This window comes from Pseudomonas sp. W5-36, assembly GCF_046540455.1.
Taxonomy (GTDB): domain Bacteria; phylum Pseudomonadota; class Gammaproteobacteria; order Pseudomonadales; family Pseudomonadaceae; genus Aquipseudomonas; species Aquipseudomonas graminis_B.
The window spans coordinates 1-16,968 of the sequence record NZ_JAXCIQ010000005.1 but is presented as its reverse complement, the minus strand read 5'-3'; the positions used below and the strand labels follow the sequence as shown (position 1 = coordinate 16,968).

The window sequence follows — 16,968 nt, the reverse complement described above, 5'->3', positions numbered from 1 at the left end:
TCAATCAGCCTTGTCTTGTACACGGGTCCCGGCAAACGCAGTACCGGTACCTTTCGCCTTGCGGCGGGAAACGGGTGAAACGTGGGCGGAGCCGTTATTCACGGCAATCATCAAAGCCTGCGTGCAACGACCCAGAAGACTGAACAGATCACCGGCGCCGACCTGACGGTTGGCGGTCTTCAACACTCGGCCCAGAACGGCATCATCGTCCCGGCTGCTGGACGAAGCGTTGAGCATGTCGCGCAGTGATTCTTCAAACGGGTCGTGCATAGGCACCTCACGCAATATCACTGAAAGACGCAGCCAATTCTGCTGGAGTCACACGACACTCGTGTGCGCCTTCCGTTTTTTTACACTCACACCCACCGCAATCGCTTGAACAACCACATTTGCCCCACCGCGACGGCCAGCATCAACAGGCAGGCGTACACAAATCCGTAGGGGTTTTCCGATCCCGGGATGCCTCCCACGTTGATACCCAACAAACCGGTCAGGAAGCTCATCGGCAGGAAGATGCCGGTGATGACTCCAAACCGATAGACGGTCCTGTTCATGCGCTCGTTGCGGCGTCTGTCTTCGGCCTCAAGCACAAGCCCCACGCGCTCTTTGGTCAGTTCCAGCTCTTCGAGATAGCGTGTCAGGCTGTTGTTCAACTCGTTCCAGTAATCGGCGTCATCCTCCACAAACCACGGCATCTTGCTGCGCGTCATCTGGGCGTAGATCTCCCGCTGCGGCGCCAGGAACCTTCGCAGCCCCGCCGCTCGCCGACGGATGTGCACCATGTTGCCGTGCTCGGGCAGATACCGTTCGTCAGCATCTATGCGCTCTTCCATGTCATCGACCAGTTCTGTGAGCTCGCCCACCACCGCTTGAACCTTGTCGGTGAGGAACTGAGCCAGATACAACAGCAATTCCGAGGCTGTTTTCGGGCCCTTGCCTTCATCCAATGACGCGATCAGTTCGTCGGTTGCCCGCAGCGAACGAAGGCGCAACGAGATAACGCGCTGGGCGGCGGCAAAAATACGCACCGACACCATGTCTTCGGGCTCGGCGCCAGGGTTCAGGTTGATCCCGCGCAGAAACAACAGCAATTCGTCGTCCGGCAAGGCCAGCAGCCGTGGCCGGGTGTTCTCTTCCAGCATCAGGTCACAGACAAACTCGCTGAGACCGCTGGTCTTGCGCAACCACGTCTGGGTCTGCGGATGGCTGCGGTCCCAGTGGAGCCACACACTTTCGTGGGGCTCCAATTGAAGGCCATCCAGTGCAGTGCGGGGGATTGAACGCGCCCCGCCCTTTCCGTCCAACACGAGGGCATGAACCAGCCCCCACTGCGCGTTTGTTTCGTCGAACATTCGTGTCCTTGCTGAGTGAATCGCTAACCGCGTAAAGAATAATCAGTCCGGCATTTTCAGTGCGCTGGGCGAGACGATGATGCCGTTGTTGTCGGCATAGATGAATTCGCCCGGCTTGAAGGTCACACCGCCGAAGCTCACCACCGTGTTCAGATCACCCAGGCCGCGCTTTTCAGTCTTGAGCGGGTGACTGGCCAATGCCTGCACACCCAGATCGGTCTGCGCGAGGACGTTGACGTCACGCACGCAGCCGAAAATCACCATGCCCTCCCAGCCGTTTTTCGCCGCCTTCTCCGCGATCATGTCGCCGAGCAGTGCGCAGCGCAGAGAGCCACCACCGTCCACGACCAGGACTTTGCCGTGCCCAGGCTGGTCAGCCTGCTCACGCACCTTCGAATTGTCTTCGAAGCACTTGAGCGTGACGATCTCGCCACCAAATGAATCACGGCCACCAAAATTGCTGAACATCGGCTCTACCACCTGAATCAGCTCAGGGTAGGCGTCGCACAAGTCCGGGGTGATGTAGTGCATGGGTAACTCCTGTCAGGAAAGCTCTGTGATGAGGGTAGACAGCCACTAGGATAGACGGCTACGAGAATAGACTGTCTGTTTGAACGACCGACGCTCCCCGCGCATTGCATCCTTATATAGCACCTCATGGCGCACAGAAAAATCTGACCAACGCGTCGCCACCTGCCGTTCGGCCCCGGTGTCGAGAATGGGTGCAGCTTATCGCCAAGTCAGCGCCCAAGGAATGGCTGAAACCGCGACTATGACGGAGTTGCCATCATGTTCAGCGTTGATTCAGCCTTTGCCACCGGAACATGGCGATTCAGCCAGTCCGCCACGCGCGGCCACACCTGGGTTTGCGCGGCTTTGCTGACCAGCATCGGCACGTGGCCGAAGTCTTCGCTGAAGCCCTGTTCGCGGCCCAGGACGAGAAACGTCTTGTCGTCGCTGCCGAAGCGCTCGAAGAGCTCGCGGCAGGCCCATTCCGGGTCCTGATGATCGCCAGCGCCAGCCACGCACAGCAGCGGGACCGTGACCTGTTGCAGCCCGGCCCACCAGTCATCCTTCTTGTGGCCGAAGCTGCCGAACAGGCCGCGCCAGCGCATGTTCTCCAGAAGGACGCCCATGGGTTCGTCTTCCGGGCCACGCTTGAAACGCGGGCCCGAAACGTGCTCGAAGCGCTTGAGCAGCAGCCGAGCGGTCCATTGCAGCGGCGGCACTTTCAGCGGCCAGTGGCTGCGGGTGACCTGACTGCCGAACAGCGCCACCGACGCTGCGTCGTCCGCCGCCAGATACTGCCCGCCCAAAGCCGCAGCGAGGGTCGTGCCGCCCAGGGAATGGCCGATCCAGTGGGGCGCCTCGCCAGTCTGCTCGCGCACGAACCCGGCGATGGCCGGCAAGTCAAAGCGCGCATAGTCAGCGACGCCGTTGGATTTATAAGCGCTGTTACGCGCCGAGAGGCCGTGCCCGCGCATTTCCGGGATCCACACATCGAACCCGGCACGGGCCAGATAAGCGCCCAGTCCGATGCCTTTGGGGGAGTACCAGAAGCGTCGATTGGAAAAGCTGCCGTGCAGCAGGACCACCGGCACGCCTCGGGCATCCGGGGCGGACACAAGACCCAGCCGGGTGACGGCGATTTCGACGGTGAAATCCGGGCTGTTGCCGGGCTTCAAACGGTAGACGTCCTCGGTCAGGTCGCCACGACGCTCGGCACTGATCAAGGCCACGGGAAAGAGATGACTGCTGCTTTGCATGGTGCTTTTGCTGGATGCTCTTGGTGGAGGGGGAACGGCGGTTGGGCTAGACAGCAGGTTGACGCTGCCAGCGCGCTGAAAATCACCCACAAAAAAGGGCGGATTCGTTAAAGAACCGCCCTCTCGGGAAACCGGCCCATGGAAACGGGCCGGCATCTTACTCGATCTGCATCAGGTGGGAGCGTCCTCTTCGGACAGGAAGAACCAGGTCTCCAGTACCGAATCAGGATTGAGGGACACGCTTTCGATGCCCTGCTCCATCAACCAGCGCGCGAGATCCGGATGATCGGACGGGCCCTGACCGCAAATGCCGATGTACTTGCCGGCCTTGTTACAAGCCTGAATGGCGTAGGACAGCAGCTTCTTGACCGCAGGGTTACGCTCGTCAAACAGGTGGGCGATGATCCCGGAGTCACGGTCCAGCCCCAGGGTCAGCTGGGTCAGGTCGTTGGAGCCGATGGAGAAGCCGTCGAAGAATTCGAGGAATTCATCGGCCATCAGGGCGTTGGACGGCAGCTCGCACATCATGATCACGCGCAGACCGTTCTCGCCACGGGCCAGCCCGTTTTCGGCGAGCAGATCGATGACCTGACTCGCTTCGCCCAGGGTGCGCACGAACGGCACCATGATTTCGACGTTGGTCAGGCCCATCTCGTTGCGCACACGCTTGAGGGCACGGCACTCCAGCTCGAAACAGTCGCGGAAGTTTTCGCTGATGTAACGGGACGCGCCACGGAAGCCCAGCATCGGGTTTTCTTCTTCCGGCTCGTAAAGCTTGCCGCCGATGAGGTTCGCGTATTCGTTGGACTTGAAGTCCGAGAGGCGCACGATGACTTTCTTCGGCGAGAACGCCGCCGCCAGGGTGCTGATGCCTTCCACCAGCTTCTCGACGTAGAAACCGACCGGATCGTCGTAACCGGCGATGCGTTTGTCGACGCTTTCCTTGATGTCCTGAGGCAGGTTGGCGTAGTTCAGCAGCGCCTTGGGGTGCACGCCGATCATGCGATTGATGATGAATTCCAGACGCGCCAAGCCGATGCCGGCGTTGGGCAACTGGGCGAAATCAAACGCGCGGTCGGGGTTGCCAACGTTCATCATGATTTTGAACGGCAGGTCAGGCATGGCGTCGACGGAGTTCTGCTTGATGTCGAAGCCCAGCTCGCCCTCGAAGATGTAACCGGTGTCGCCCTCGGCGCAGGACACGGTGACACCCTGACCTTCCTGCAACAGCTCGGTGGCGTTGCCGCAACCCACTACTGCCGGAATGCCCAGCTCGCGGGCGATGATCGCCGCGTGGCAGGTGCGCCCGCCGCGATTGGTGACGATGGCGCTGGCGCGCTTCATCACCGGTTCCCAGTCCGGGTCGGTCATGTCGGAGACCAGTACATCGCCGGGCTGGACCTTGTCCATCTCGGACACGTCCTTGATGATCCGCACCTTGCCGGCGCCGATGCGCTGGCCGATGGCGCGGCCTTCCACCAGAACGGTGCCCTTCTCTTTCAGCAGATAGCGTTCCATGACATTGGACGAGCTGCGGCTTTTAACGGTCTCGGGACGCGCCTGCACGATGTACAGCTTGCCGTCGTCGCCGTCTTTGGCCCACTCAATGTCCATCGGGCACTGATAGTGTTTTTCGATGATCATCGCCTGGCGTGCCAGGTTGCTGACTTCCTCGTCGCTGAGGCAGAAACGCGCGCGATCGGCGAGGTCAACGTCGATGGTCTTGACCGATTTACCGGCCTTGGCTTCTTCGCCGTAGATCATCTTGATCGCCTTGCTGCCCAGGTTGCGGCGCAGGATCGCCGGGCGACCGGCTTCAAGGGTGTTTTTGTGAACGTAGAATTCGTCCGGGTTGACCGCGCCCTGAACGACGGTCTCGCCCAGGCCGTAGGCACCGGTGATGAAGACGACATCGCGGAAACCGGATTCGGTGTCCAGGGTGAACATGACGCCTGCGGTGCCGGTTTCAGAACGCACCATGCGCTGCACGCCAGCGGATAACGCCACCAGCTTGTGGTCGAAACCCTGATGCACGCGGTAGGAAATGGCGCGGTCGTTGAACAGCGACGCGAAGACTTCTTTCGCCGCGCGGATCACGTTTTCCACGCCACGGATGTTCAGGAAGGTTTCCTGCTGACCGGCGAAGGAGGCGTCCGGCAAATCTTCTGCGGTGGCGGAGGAGCGCACGGCAACGGCGATGTCCGGGTTGCCCGCCGACAGCGCGGCGAAAGCGGTACGGATTTCGGCGTTGAGCTGCTCGGGGAATTCAGCCTCCATGATCCACTGACGGATCTTCGCGCCGGTTCTGGCCAGCTCGTTGACGTCGTCGACATCCAGAGCGTCGAGGGCCTGATGGATCTGATCGTTCAGGCCACTCTGCTCAAGAAAATCACGGTAGGCCTGAGCGGTAGTGGCAAAGCCACCGGGAACGGACACGCCTGCGCCCGCCAGGTTGCTGATCATCTCGCCGAGGGATGCGTTCTTGCCCCCCACGTGCTCAACATCATGTTTGCCGAGCTTATCGAGGGAAACTACGTACTCTACCAAGGTGATCTCTCCACTAACCGGTTATTGTTGGGAACGCTTTTGGTGCGGGAATCGCGGCGATTGAAAACAGGTAGAATGCGGCCAGTCATGGCCCGCAAGCCGGCCTATCATATCCACAAATTGTCTTCAGCTTAAGGCCCCGGGGCGCAAATGAAACGATCCGCTTTTTTCATCTCCGATGGCACCGGCATCACCGCCGAAACCCTTGGCCAGAGTCTGCTAGCGCAATTTGAAAACATTACATTCAACAAGTTCACGCGCCCCTATATCGACAGCGTCGAGAAGGCGCGGGCCATGGTGCAGCAAATCAACAAGGCCGCCGAGAAGGACGAAGCCCGTCCGATCATTTTCGACACCATCGTCAACCAGGACATCCGCGAGATTCTCGCGACCTCCGACGGCTTCATGATCGATATCTTCTCGACCTTCCTCGCCCCGCTGGAGCTGGAGCTTAGTTCACACTCGTCCTACTCGGTGGGGAAATCCCACTCGATCGGGCACAACTCCAACTACATGGAGCGGATCGAGGCGGTGAACTTTGCGCTGGACAACGACGACGGCGCCAGAACCCATTACTACGACAAGGCCGACATCATCCTGGTGGGGGTGTCGCGCTGCGGCAAAACCCCGACCTGCCTGTACATGGCCATGCAGTTCGGCATCCGCGCGGCCAATTACCCGCTGACCGAAGATGACATGGAGCGCCTGCAGTTGCCTGCCGCGCTGAAGCTGCACCGGGACAAGCTGTTCGGCCTGACCATCGATCCCGACCGCCTCACCGCGATCCGCCACGAACGCAAACCCAACAGCCGCTACGCCAGCTACGCCCAGTGCGAGTTCGAGGTGCGCGAAGTCGAGGGCCTGTTCCGCCGCGAAAACATCCCGCACATCAATTCCACGCATTTTTCGGTGGAGGAAATCTCGGCCAAGGTGCTGGTGGAGAAAGGCGTCGAGCGGCGGTTTAAGTAGCTGCGCAGCGGCAAGTTTGAAGCTGCAAGCTGCAAGTTGGCCGGAGCAGGCCATGCGCTCCGGTCAGAAGCTGTTGCCCGGCACTCGCACCCATCCTTCCATCAATACCCGGGCGCTGCGGCTCATGATGGCTTTTTTGACTTGCCAGTCGCCGTCGACCAACACCGCTTCAGCGCCGACACGCAGGGTTCCGGAAGGATGGCCGAAGCGCACGGCACTGCGCTCGCCGCCGCCCGCTGCCAGATTGACCAGCGTTCCGGGAATCGCGGCTGCCGTGCCGATGGCCACTGCTGCGGTGCCCATCATCGCGTGGTGCAGCTTGCCCATGGACATGGCGCGCACCAACAGATCGGTGTCTGCGGTGGTGACCCGTTTGCCGCTGGAAGACAGGTAGTCCGCAGGCGCGGCCACGAACGCTACTTTGGGCGTGTGCTGACGCGTCGCTGCCTCCTCGACCGTGCCGATCAGCCCCATGCGCAAGGCGCCATAGGCCCGGATCGTTTCGAACATGCTCAGGGCCTTCGGATCGCTGTTTATTGCGTCTTGCAATTCGCTGCCGGTGTAGCCGATGTCCCGGGCGTTGACGAAAATCGTCGGGATGCCGGCATTGATCATCGTCGCCTTGAACGTCCCCACGCCCGGCACTTCAAGCTCGTCCACCAGATGGCCGGTGGGGAACATCGAGCCGCCTGCGCCCTCCTCGTCTGCGGCAGGGTCCATGAATTCCAGCTGCACTTCCGCCGCCGGAAAGGTCACGCCGTCGAGCTCGAAATCGCCGGTTTCCTGCACCGCGCCGTCGGTCATCGGCACGTGGGCGATGATGGTTTTGCCGATGTTGGCCTGCCAGATGCGCACCACCGCCACGCCTTTCCAAGGAATGCGCGCCGGGTCAACCAGACCGTTGCTGATCGCGAACGGGCCGACTGCCGCTGACAGATTGCCGCAATTGCCGCTCCAGTCGACGAAGGGCTTATCGATGGCCACTTGACCAAACAGGTAATCGACGTCGTGATCGGCTTTCTCGCTCTTTGACAGGATCACCGTTTTGCTGGTGCTCGACGTCGCGCCGCCAATGCCATCGATCTGCTTGGCGTAGGGGTCGGGGCTGCCGATCACCCGCAACAGCAAGGCATCACGGGCCGCACCGGGGGTTTGCGCGGCTTCAGGCAGGTCGTCCCGGAGGAAAAACACGCCCTTGCTGGTGCCGCCGCGCATATAGGTCGCGGGAATCTTGATCTGTGCGGTGGAAGCCATCAACTGCTCCTTCTTTATATAGAGCGCGCGTCATAAAGAGCGCGCGTCGGCTCAGGCGACGGCGGAGGATTCGAGGAAGTCCTGGGCGAAGCGTTGCAGCACGCCGCCGGCCTCGTAGATCAACACCTCTTCCCCCGTGTCGAGACGGCAGGTCACCGGCACCTCCACACGCTCGCCATTCTTGCGCTGGATGATCAGCGTCAGCGTTGCGCCCGGCGTACGCGCGCCGATCACGTCGAAGGTTTCAGTACCGTCGATACCCAGGGTCAGGCGATTGGTGCCCGGTTTGAACTCCAACGGCAGCACGCCCATGCCCACCAGATTGGTGCGATGGATACGCTCGAAGCCCTCGGCGACGATGACTTCAACGCCCGCCAGACGCACGCCCTTGGCGGCCCAGTCCCGGGACGAACCCTGACCGTAATCGGCGCCGGCAATGATGATCAGGGGCTGCTTGCGCGCCATGTAGGTTTCGATGGCCTCCCACATCCGCGTGACCTGGCCTTCCGGTTCGATCCGCGCGTAGGAACCCTGCTTGACCTTGCCGTTCTCCACCACCATTTCATTGAACAGCTTGGGGTTGGCGAACGTGGCGCGCTGGGCCGTCAGGTGATCGCCGCGATGGGTGGCGTAGGAGTTGAAGTCCTCTTCCGACAGGCCCATTTTCTCCAGGTATTCGCCAGCGGCGCTGTCGAGCATGATCGCGTTGGAGGGCGACAGATGATCGGTGGTGATGTTGTCCGGCAGCACCGCCAGCGGACGCATGCCCCTGAGGGTTCGTTCGCCGGCCAGGGCGCCTTCCCAATACGGCGGGCGACGAATGTAGGTGCTCATCGGGCGCCAGTCGTACAACGGCGCGACTTTCGGGCCGGTGTCTTCGTGGATGGCGAACATCGGGATGTACACCTGACGGAACTGCTCCGGCTTGACCGAGGCCTTCACCACCTGGTCGATCTCGGCGTCGCTCGGCCAGAGGTCTTTCAGGCGGATTTCTTCGCCGTTGGGGCCGAGGCCCAGCACGTCTTTCTCGATATCGAAGCGGATTGTTCCGGCGATGGAGTAGGCCACCACCAGCGGCGGCGAGGCGAGAAACGCCTGCTTGGCGTAAGGGTGAATGCGCCCGTCGAAGTTGCGGTTGCCCGACAACACCGCCGTGGCGTACAGGTCGCGGTCGATGATTTCCTGCTGGATCACGGGATCCAGCGCGCCGGACATGCCGTTGCAGGTGGTGCAGGCGAACGCGACGATGCCGAAACCCAGTTGCTCCAGCTCGCCGGTCAGCCCTGCTTCATCCAGGTACAGCGCGACGGTTTTCGAGCCCGGCGCCAGGGACGACTTCACCCAGCGTTTGCGCGTCAGCCCCAAGCGATTAGCGTTGCGCGCCAGCAGACCTGCGGCGATGACGTTGCGCGGGTTGCTGGTGTTGGTGCAGCTGGTGATGGCGGCAATGATCACCGCGCCATCCGGCATTTCGCCCGGGATCTCCTGCCACGGCGCCGCGATGCCTTTGGCGGCCAGATCGGCCGTCGCTACACGTGCATGGGGGTTGGACGGCCCGGCCATGTTGCGCACCACGCTGGACAGGTCGAAACGCAGGACGCGCTCGTATTCGGCGGTGGTCAGGCTGTCGGCCCAGAGCCCGGTGTGGCGGGCGAAGGTCTCGACCAGCTGCACTTGCTGGTCTTCGCGGCCGGTCAGCCTGAGGTAGTCGATGGTCTGTTGATCGATGCTGAACATGGCGGCGGTCGCGCCGTATTCCGGGGCCATGTTCGAGATGGTTGCGCGGTCGCCGAGGGTCAGCGCGCGGGCGCCCTCGCCGTAGAACTCCAGGTACGCGCCGACGACCTTTTGCTGACGCAGGTATTCGGTGAGCGCCAGCACCACGTCGGTGGCGGTAATGCCTGCCTGCGGACGGCCCGACAGTTCGACGCCGATGATGTCCGGCAGGCGCATCCACGAGGCGCGGCCGAGCATGACGTTCTCGGCTTCGAGGCCGCCGACGCCGATGGCGATGACGCCCAGCGCATCAACGTGAGGGGTGTGGCTGTCGGTGCCGACCAGCGTGTCCGGGAAGGCGACGCCGTTCAGCGTCTGGATCACCGGTGACATCCGCTCCAGATTGATCTGATGCATGATGCCGTTGCCCGGCGGGATCACTTCGACGTTCTTGAAGGCCTGCTTGGTCCAGTTGATGAAGTGGAAACGGTCTTCGTTGCGACGGTCTTCAATCGCCCGGTTTTTGCTGAAGGCATCCGGGTCGTAGCCCCCGCATTCGACCGCCAGCGAGTGGTCGACGATCAACTGCACGGGCACCACCGGATTGACCTGCGCGGGGTCGCCGCCCATGTCGGCGATGGCGTCGCGCAAGCCGGCCAGATCAACCAGCGCGGTCTGGCCGAGGATGTCGTGGCAGACCACGCGCGCGGGAAACCATGGGAAATCGAGGTCGCGCTTGCGTTCGATCAGTTGTGTGAGCGAGGCCGTCAGCGTCGTCGGATGGCAACGGCGCACCAGGTTTTCGGCGAGCACGCGGGAGGTGTACGGCAGCGTGGCGTAGGCACCGGGCTTGATCCCATCGACCGCCGCGCGGGCGTCGAAGTAATCCAGCGCCGTGCCGGGCAGCGATTTGCGGTATTCAGTGTTCATCGTCAGGACTCGATCACGGAAAAGTTACGGGTGGAGAGCCCCGTGGAACTCTCCTTTGCCCATCAGCGCTGTTCGATGGGCACGAATGTGCGCTGTTCGACGCCGATGTATTCGGCGCTCGGTCGGATGATTCGGTTGTTGGCGCGCTGTTCGAACACGTGGGAGGCCCAGCCGGTCAGGCGCGAGCAGACGAAGATCGGGGTGAACAGCTGAGTCGGGATGCCCATGAAGTGGTACGCCGAGGCGTGGTAGAAGTCGGCGTTGGGGAAGAGTTTCTTCTGCTCCCACATGGTCTTGTCGATGGCTTCGGAGACCGGAAAGAGCACCGTGTCGCCCACCTCCTCCGCGAGCTTTTTCGACCAACCCTTGATCACCTCGTTACGCGGGTCGTTGTCCTTATAGATCGCGTGGCCGAAGCCCATGATCTTGTCCTTGCGTTCGAGCATCGCCAAAGTGCCCTTCGTCGCTTCTTCGGCGGAGGCGAATTTCTGGATCATCTCCATCGCCGCTTCATTGGCGCCGCCGTGCAAAGGCCCGCGCAGGGTGCCGATGGCCGCTGTGATGCAGGAAAACAGGTCGGACAGGGTCGATGCGCAAACTCGCGCGGTAAAGGTCGAGGCGTTGAATTCGTGCTCGGCGTAGAGAATCAGCGACACGTCCATGACCTTGCGGTGCAGTTCGCTCGGCGCCTTGTCCAGCAGCAGCTTCAGGAAGTGCCCGGCGATCGACACCTCGTCAGTGACGCAGTCGATGCGCTTGCCCTCGTGGCTGAAGCGGTACCAGTAGCACATGATCGCCGGGAACGCTGCCAGCAGCCGGTCGGTGGAATCGAGCTGCTGGGCGAAGCTGGCTTCGGGCTCGAGATTGCCGAGCATCGAGCAGCCGGTGCGCATCACGTCCATAGGGTGGGTGTCGGCGGGAATGCGCTCGAGCACTTCTTTCAGCGCCTGGGGCAGGTCGCGCAGGCCCTGGAGTTTCTTCAGGTAGCCGTCGAGTTGCGCCTGGGTCGGCAGATCGCCGTGCAGCAGCAGGTACGCGACTTCTTCGAATCGGGCGTCGGCGGCGAGTTCACGCACGTCGTAGCCGCGGTAGGTCAATCCGGCGCCGGCCTGGCCCACGGTGGACAACGCGGTCTGCCCGGCCACCTGGCCTCGCAGGCCTGCGCCGCTCAATACTTTTGCTTCAGCCATTGCTGTCTCCAGTCTTGTAGTTGTGTGGGAATCGGCAATTCATTTGCGGCTTTTCTACGATTTCTTCTGCGCAAACAGCGCATCAAGCTTTTGCTCGAACGCGTGGTAGTCAATGCGCTCGTACAACTCCATGCGCGTTTGCATGGTGTCGATGACGTTCTTCTGGGTGCCGTCGCGACGAATCGCCGTGTAGACGTTTTCCGCTGCTTTGTTCATTGCCCGGAAGGCCGACAGCGGGTAAAGCACCAACGCCACTTCAGCGGACTTCAGCTCGTCGGTGGTGAACAGCGGCGTCGAGCCGAATTCGGTGATGTTGGCGAGGATCGGCGCCTTTACCCGCGAGGCAAACAGCTTGTACATCTCAAGCTCGGTGATCGCTTCCGGGAAGACCATGTCCGCACCCGCTTCGATGCACGCTGCGGCGCGGTCCAGTGCCGATTCCAGCCCTTCCACCGCCAGCGCATCGGTGCGCGCCATGATCACGAAACTGTCGTCGGTTCGCGCATCCACCGCCGCCTTGATGCGATCAACCATCTCCTGCTGCGAGACGATTTCCTTGCCGGGCCGGTGACCGCAGCGCTTGGCGCCGACCTGGTCTTCGATGTGCATCGCCGCCGCGCCGAACTTGATCATCGACTTGACCGTGCGCGCCACGTTGAACGCCGAAGCACCGAAACCGGTGTCGACGTCCACCAGCAGCGGCAGGTCGCAGACGTCGGTGATGCGGCGCACGTCGGTGAGGACGTCGTCCAGGCCGGTAATGCCGAGGTCCGGCACCCCCAGCGAACCCGCCGCCACACCGCCGCCGGACAGGTAAATCGCCTTGAAGCCGGCCCGTTGCGCCAGCAGCGCATGGTTGGCGTTGATCGTGCCGACCACTTGCAGCGGATGTTCACTGGCGACAGCGTCACGGAAGCGTTGGCCGGGAGTGGTGCTTGTGGTCATTGTTCACCTCGGGCAGTGGCAGCGTGAAAGCGCTGCTCAATATTGCGTTTGGACGCGGCAATGTGTCGGCGCATCAACAGCTCGGCCAGCTCACCGTCACGTTCGGCGATGGCATCGAGAATACGGTGGTGCTCGGCGAACGCCTGGCGCGGACGATTGGGCGTCGTCGAGAACTGGATGCGGTACATGCGCACCAGTTGGTAGAGGTCATCGCAGAGCATCTGGGTCAGCGTGCTGTTACGCGCGCCCTGAATGATCCGGTAATGAAAGTCGAAGTCGCCTTCCTGCTGGTAATAGCCGACGCCGGCCTGAAAGGCGCTGTCACGCTCATGGGTTTCCAGCACGCGGCGCAGTTCGTCGACCTCTTCAACGGTCATGCGCTCGGCGGCGAGGCGACAGGCCATGCCTTCAAGGGATTCGCGGATTTCATAGAGCTCGACCAGCTCGGCATGGCTCAGGGAAACCACGCGAGCGCCGACGTGGGGAACGCGCACCAACAGGCGCTGGCCTTCGAGCCGGTGGATGGCCTCGCGCAATGGCCCACGGCTGATGCCGTAGGTGCGCGCCAGCTCGGGCTCGGAGATCTTGCTGCCGGGGGCGATGTCGCCCTTGACGATGGCCGCCTGTATGCGGCGAAAGACGTTCTCGGACAGCGTCTCGGCATCGACCGGCGAAGCAGGGAGAATGTCTGCGGCATTCAACATTGTTGACACCTGAAGAGTGAATGCCAGTAAATCTAGCGAAACACGGCTATTACGTCAAAGCTAAATGATTGATTGTCGACAATCGTCTAATGGCGACACGTTCTGGCGAAGTGTCTGACGGCACCTGTCCGCGCCGCCCCTCGGTCGCGCCACAAAAGCTTCATGCTAGAATGCCGGCCGCTCCAGCCCTCAAGGGGCAGCAAGCGGCTTCGCAGGATCGGCACCCTTGGTCAAACCAAAACCCGATTTCGGCGTCAAAGCAGCTCTTTCACTTTTCATCGCGCCTGGACTTATGAGCCGCCACCCTCTTCTCTTCCTCTTATCCCTGTACCTGCCGGGCCTATTTCTGCCCGGGTTTTTTCTCCCCAGTCTGGCCTTAGCCGCTGAAAAGACCGTCTATGGCCTGAACGAATACGCGGAGCTTGCCGACATCGACCTGCAGGTTGCGGCCAAACTGGACACCGGCGCCAAAACCGCCTCCCTGAGCGCTCGAGACATCAAACGCTTCAAGCGCAATGGCGAATCCTGGGTGCGTTTTTACCTGGCCATCGACGATGCCCACGAACACCCCATCGAACGTCCCCTGGCCCGGGTCAGCAAGATCAAGCGCCGCGCCGGCGACATCGACGCCGATGACGATAAGAAGTACACCGCCCGCCCGGTCATCAGCCTGGATGTCTGCATGGGCGGGGCGCTGCGCACCATAGAAGTGAACTTGACCGACCGCAGCGCATTCCAATACCCGCTTTTGATTGGCTCCGAAGCCCTCAAGCACTTCGATGCGCTGGTTGATCCAAGTCTGAAATACGCAGCCGGCAAGCCTGCCTGCGTCACCGATGCTCAAACCGCAGAGTAACGACATGCGCTCTCTTACCCTCCATCTGAAAATCCTGATCGCGACCCTCGTCACGCTGGGCATCGCGATCACGGCTTACCAGATATTGGTGCTCGGCATTCCGGTGACCGAAGACGAAACCGACGACCTGTGGAACATCGACGCCAAGGTCGAGTTCGTCGCCAACCCGAAGGACACGGTCAAGGTGCAGATGTACGTGCCACCACTGTCCCGGGATTACATCAGCCTCAATGAAAGCTTCATCTCCAACAACTACGGCGTGAACGTCAATCGTGCCGACGGCAACCGCAAGGTCACCTGGTCCGCGCGCCGGGCCAACGGCAATCAGACGTTGTACTACCGGCTGGTGTTGACCAAGCGCTACAGCGGCGAGAAAGCCAAGATCAAAGGGCCGATCTTCCGCGACAGCATCGTTGTGGAAGGCCCGGAAAAAATCGCCGCCGACGCGCTGCTTGCGCCGATCCGGCAACATTCCGCCGACGTCGAAACCTTCGTCAGCGAAGCCATCAAACGTGTCAATAATCTGAGCGACGACAACGTCAAGTTGCTGCTGGCCGGCGACACGTCGGTGCAGAACAAGGCGCGGATCACTGAAACCCTGCTGTCCATCGCCCACGTGCCGGTGGAGAAAGCCCATACCATTCGCCTGGTCGCCGATCAGCCGCAGTCACCCGAACTGTGGCTGCGCAGCTTCAATGGCAAGGACTGGCTGTATTTCAATCCGGAAACCGGCGAAGCGGGCCTGCCCCAGGACCGCCTGCTGTGGTGGATCGGCAACGACAACCTGATCTCCGTGGAGGGTGGCAAAAAGGCCACCGTGAGTTTCAGCCTGAACAACAGCGAGATGAACGCGATTCGTCTGGCCAAGCTGACCGATGAAAGCACCGACGCCGACTTCCTCGAATACTCGCTGTACAGCCTGCCGCTGCAAACCCAGCAGACTTTCATGATCATGGTGATGATCCCGATCGGCGTGCTGGTGATCCTGATCCTGCGCAACCTGGTGGGCCTGCAGACGCTGGGGACCTTCACCCCGGTGCTGATCGCGCTGGCGTTTCGCGAGACCCAGCTGGGCTTTGGCATCGTGCTGTTCACCATCATCACGGCACTGGGCCTCTCCCTGCGCTCGTACCTCGAACACCTGAAGCTGCAAATGCTGCCGAGGCTGTCGGTGGTGCTGACCTTCGTCGTGGTGCTGATTGCCGCCATCAGCCTGTTCAGTCACAAGCTGGGCCTTGAGCGCGGACTGTCGGTGGCGCTGTTCCCGATGGTGATTCTGACCATGACCATCGAACGCCTGTCGATCACCTGGGAAGAACGTGGCGGCGGCCATGCGATGAAGGTCGCCATCGGCACGCTGTTTGCGGCGTCCCTGGCGCACATCATTATGAGCATCCCGGAGTTCATCTACTTCGTGTTCACCTTCCCGGCCATCCTGCTGATCCTGGTGGGTTTCATGCTGGCGATGGGGCGTTATCGCGGTTATCGGCTGACCGAACTGGTCCGCTTCAAGGCCTTCCTCAAGGAAGACGCCGAGCGGGAAACCCATAAATGATCGGCTGGTGGAAAACCTGGAAGGCGCTGGAAGCCAAGGGGATCATGGGCATCAACCGGCGTAACGCCGACTACGTGCTCAAGTACAACAAGCGCAGCCTCTACCCCATCGTCGATGACAAGATCATCACCAAGGAGCGGGCGATCGCGGCGGGCATTCACGTGCCCGAGATGTACGGGATCATTTCCACCGAGAAGGAAATCGACAAGCTCGACACGATCATCGGCGGGCGCAGCGATTTCGTCATCAAGCCGGCCAAGGGTGCAGGCGGCGACGGCATTCTGGTCATCGCCGACCGATTCGAAGAGCGTTTCCGCACGATTTCCGGGCGCATCATCAGCCACGACGAAATCGAGCATCAGATTTCCAGCATTCTCACCGGGCTGTATTCCCTGGGCGGCCACCGTGATCGCGCGCTCATCGAATACCGGGTTACGCCAGATCAGATTTTCAAGAGCATCAGTTACGAGGGCGTCCCGGACATCCGCGTGATTGTGCTGATGGGTTACCCGGTGATGGCGATGCTGCGCCTGCCCACCCGGCAGTCCGGCGGCAAGGCCAACCTGCACCAGGGCGCCATCGGTGTCGGCGTCGATCTGGCAACCGGCCTGACGCTGCGCGGCACCTGGCTGAACAACATCATCAGCAAGCACCCCGACACCACCAATGCGGTGGATGGCGTGCAACTGCCGAACTGGGACGGTTTCATGAAGCTCGCGGCAGAGTGCTACGAGCTGTGCGGCCTGGGTTATATCGGCGTCGACATGGTGCTGGACCAGGACCGCGGGCCGCTGATTCTGGAGCTGAATGCCCGGCCGGGGCTGAACATCCAGATCGCCAATGACTGCGGACTGACTCACCGGACCGTGGCGGTGGAAAAGCGGCTCGAAGAGCTGGCGGCGGACGGTGTTCAGGAGAGCCCGGAAGAGCGGGTCAAGTTTGCCCAGGGGTTGTTTGGGCACGTTTGAGTTGTGTCGATTGATCAGGCTGATCGGTGTTCGCCGACAAACTGATGGCGATCACACCGGTCCCTTCCCGGCTAAAGCCGGTCCTACCAGGCAGCGCACACATTCGTAATTGGATGGACTCGCCCAAGCCGAGGCGTCAGTAGCGCCACGGTGGCATTCTTAAGAAGCCAACGACAGCGAGGGCGAGCCCATGAAAAAGCATACGATCAAAAGTAA

The 16,968-nt window shown here is 61.5% G+C and carries 14 protein-coding genes; 4 read left to right on the top strand and 10 right to left on the bottom strand.

Going from position 1 to position 16,968, the window contains the following annotated elements:
• The 5 genes from SLW74_RS10625 to ppsA all read right to left on the bottom strand — a co-directional run bounded on the left by SLW74_RS10625 (position 1) and on the right by ppsA (position 5,665).
• On the bottom strand, positions 1–270 hold the full coding sequence (locus SLW74_RS10625) for a CrfX protein (protein WP_410928831.1): 270 nt from the start codon (positions 268–270) through the stop codon (positions 1–3).
• 86 nt (positions 271–356) lie between these two features.
• Positions 357–1,352, bottom strand: a complete 996-nt coding sequence (locus SLW74_RS10620) for a zinc transporter ZntB (RefSeq protein ID WP_410928830.1) — start codon at positions 1,350–1,352, stop codon at positions 357–359.
• Between the two features lie 42 nt (positions 1,353–1,394).
• Positions 1,395–1,883 (bottom strand): ribonuclease E activity regulator RraA, encoded by a 489-nt coding sequence (gene rraA / locus SLW74_RS10615; RefSeq protein ID WP_410928829.1) that lies wholly within the window; start codon positions 1,881–1,883, stop codon positions 1,395–1,397.
• 239 nt (positions 1,884–2,122) lie between these two features.
• On the bottom strand, positions 2,123–3,118 hold the full coding sequence (locus tag SLW74_RS10610) for an alpha/beta fold hydrolase (protein WP_410928828.1): 996 nt from the start codon (positions 3,116–3,118) through the stop codon (positions 2,123–2,125).
• 171 nt (positions 3,119–3,289) lie between these two features.
• Entirely contained in the window at positions 3,290–5,665 is a 2,376-nt protein-coding gene (gene ppsA / locus SLW74_RS10605) for a phosphoenolpyruvate synthase (protein WP_065988503.1), read from the bottom strand.
• Positions 5,666–5,815: 150 nt separating this feature from the next.
• Here ppsA and SLW74_RS10600 point away from each other — a divergent pair, with 150 nt between their 5' ends.
• Positions 5,816–6,634, top strand: a complete 819-nt coding sequence (locus SLW74_RS10600) for a pyruvate, water dikinase regulatory protein (RefSeq protein ID WP_074887131.1) — start codon at positions 5,816–5,818, stop codon at positions 6,632–6,634.
• Between the two features lie 63 nt (positions 6,635–6,697).
• Here SLW74_RS10600 and prpF read toward each other — a convergent pair whose 3' ends face one another.
• From prpF to SLW74_RS10575, 5 genes are all read right to left on the bottom strand, one after another.
• On the bottom strand, positions 6,698–7,888 hold the full coding sequence (gene prpF / locus SLW74_RS10595; protein ID WP_410928827.1) for a 2-methylaconitate cis-trans isomerase PrpF: 1,191 nt from the start codon (positions 7,886–7,888) through the stop codon (positions 6,698–6,700).
• Positions 7,889–7,939: 51 nt separating this feature from the next.
• Positions 7,940–10,534, bottom strand: a complete 2,595-nt coding sequence (acnD, locus tag SLW74_RS10590; protein ID WP_410928826.1) for a Fe/S-dependent 2-methylisocitrate dehydratase AcnD — start codon at positions 10,532–10,534, stop codon at positions 7,940–7,942.
• Positions 10,535–10,596: 62 nt separating this feature from the next.
• Positions 10,597–11,724 (bottom strand): 2-methylcitrate synthase, encoded by a 1,128-nt coding sequence (prpC, locus tag SLW74_RS10585; RefSeq protein WP_410928825.1) that lies wholly within the window; start codon positions 11,722–11,724, stop codon positions 10,597–10,599.
• Positions 11,725–11,778: 54 nt separating this feature from the next.
• Positions 11,779–12,669, bottom strand: coding sequence for a methylisocitrate lyase (gene prpB / locus SLW74_RS10580; RefSeq protein ID WP_192130233.1), 891 nt, complete (start codon positions 12,667–12,669; stop codon positions 11,779–11,781).
• Positions 12,666–13,373: a GntR family transcriptional regulator gene (locus SLW74_RS10575; protein ID WP_410928824.1), complete on the bottom strand. Its 708-nt coding sequence runs from the start codon at positions 13,371–13,373 to the stop codon at positions 12,666–12,668. The genes prpB and SLW74_RS10575 overlap by 4 nt, the downstream gene beginning before the upstream one ends.
• 292 nt (positions 13,374–13,665) lie before the next feature.
• Between SLW74_RS10575 and SLW74_RS10570 the strand changes: the two genes are divergently transcribed.
• The 3 genes from SLW74_RS10570 to SLW74_RS10560 are packed head-to-tail and all read left to right on the top strand — an operon-like array spanning position 13,666 to position 16,752.
• Entirely contained in the window at positions 13,666–14,229 is a 564-nt protein-coding gene (locus SLW74_RS10570) for an ATP-dependent zinc protease (protein ID WP_296308985.1), read from the top strand.
• A gap of 4 nt (positions 14,230–14,233) precedes the next feature.
• On the top strand, positions 14,234–15,784 hold the full coding sequence (locus SLW74_RS10565) for an inactive transglutaminase family protein (protein WP_065988742.1): 1,551 nt from the start codon (positions 14,234–14,236) through the stop codon (positions 15,782–15,784).
• On the top strand, positions 15,784–16,752 hold the full coding sequence (locus SLW74_RS10560) for an alpha-L-glutamate ligase-like protein (protein ID WP_167355790.1): 969 nt from the start codon (positions 15,784–15,786) through the stop codon (positions 16,750–16,752). The genes SLW74_RS10565 and SLW74_RS10560 overlap by 1 nt, the downstream gene beginning before the upstream one ends.
• The last annotated feature ends 216 nt before the right edge of the window (positions 16,753–16,968 follow it).

What these genes read in the sequence shown, in the direction of transcription:
- SLW74_RS10625 (WP_410928831.1), bottom strand. Translation starts at nt 270, where the DNA reads ATGCACGACCCGTTTGAAGAATCACTGCGCGACATGCTCAACGCTTCG.
- SLW74_RS10620 (WP_410928830.1), bottom strand. Translation starts at nt 1,352, where the DNA reads ATGTTCGACGAAACAAACGCGCAGTGGGGGCTGGTTCATGCCCTCGTG.
- rraA (WP_410928829.1), bottom strand. Translation starts at nt 1,883, where the DNA reads ATGCACTACATCACCCCGGACTTGTGCGACGCCTACCCTGAGCTGATT.
- SLW74_RS10610 (WP_410928828.1), bottom strand. Translation starts at nt 3,118, where the DNA reads ATGCAAAGCAGCAGTCATCTCTTTCCCGTGGCCTTGATCAGTGCCGAG.
- SLW74_RS10600 (WP_074887131.1), top strand. Translation starts at nt 5,816, where the DNA reads ATGAAACGATCCGCTTTTTTCATCTCCGATGGCACCGGCATCACCGCC.
- prpF (WP_410928827.1), bottom strand. Translation starts at nt 7,888, where the DNA reads ATGGCTTCCACCGCACAGATCAAGATTCCCGCGACCTATATGCGCGGC.
- acnD (WP_410928826.1), bottom strand. Translation starts at nt 10,534, where the DNA reads ATGAACACTGAATACCGCAAATCGCTGCCCGGCACGGCGCTGGATTAC.
- prpC (WP_410928825.1), bottom strand. Translation starts at nt 11,724, where the DNA reads ATGGCTGAAGCAAAAGTATTGAGCGGCGCAGGCCTGCGAGGCCAGGTG.
- prpB (WP_192130233.1), bottom strand. Translation starts at nt 12,669, where the DNA reads ATGACCACAAGCACCACTCCCGGCCAACGCTTCCGTGACGCTGTCGCC.
- SLW74_RS10575 (WP_410928824.1), bottom strand. Translation starts at nt 13,373, where the DNA reads ATGTTGAATGCCGCAGACATTCTCCCTGCTTCGCCGGTCGATGCCGAG.
- SLW74_RS10570 (WP_296308985.1), top strand. Translation starts at nt 13,666, where the DNA reads ATGAGCCGCCACCCTCTTCTCTTCCTCTTATCCCTGTACCTGCCGGGC.
- SLW74_RS10565 (WP_065988742.1), top strand. Translation starts at nt 14,234, where the DNA reads ATGCGCTCTCTTACCCTCCATCTGAAAATCCTGATCGCGACCCTCGTC.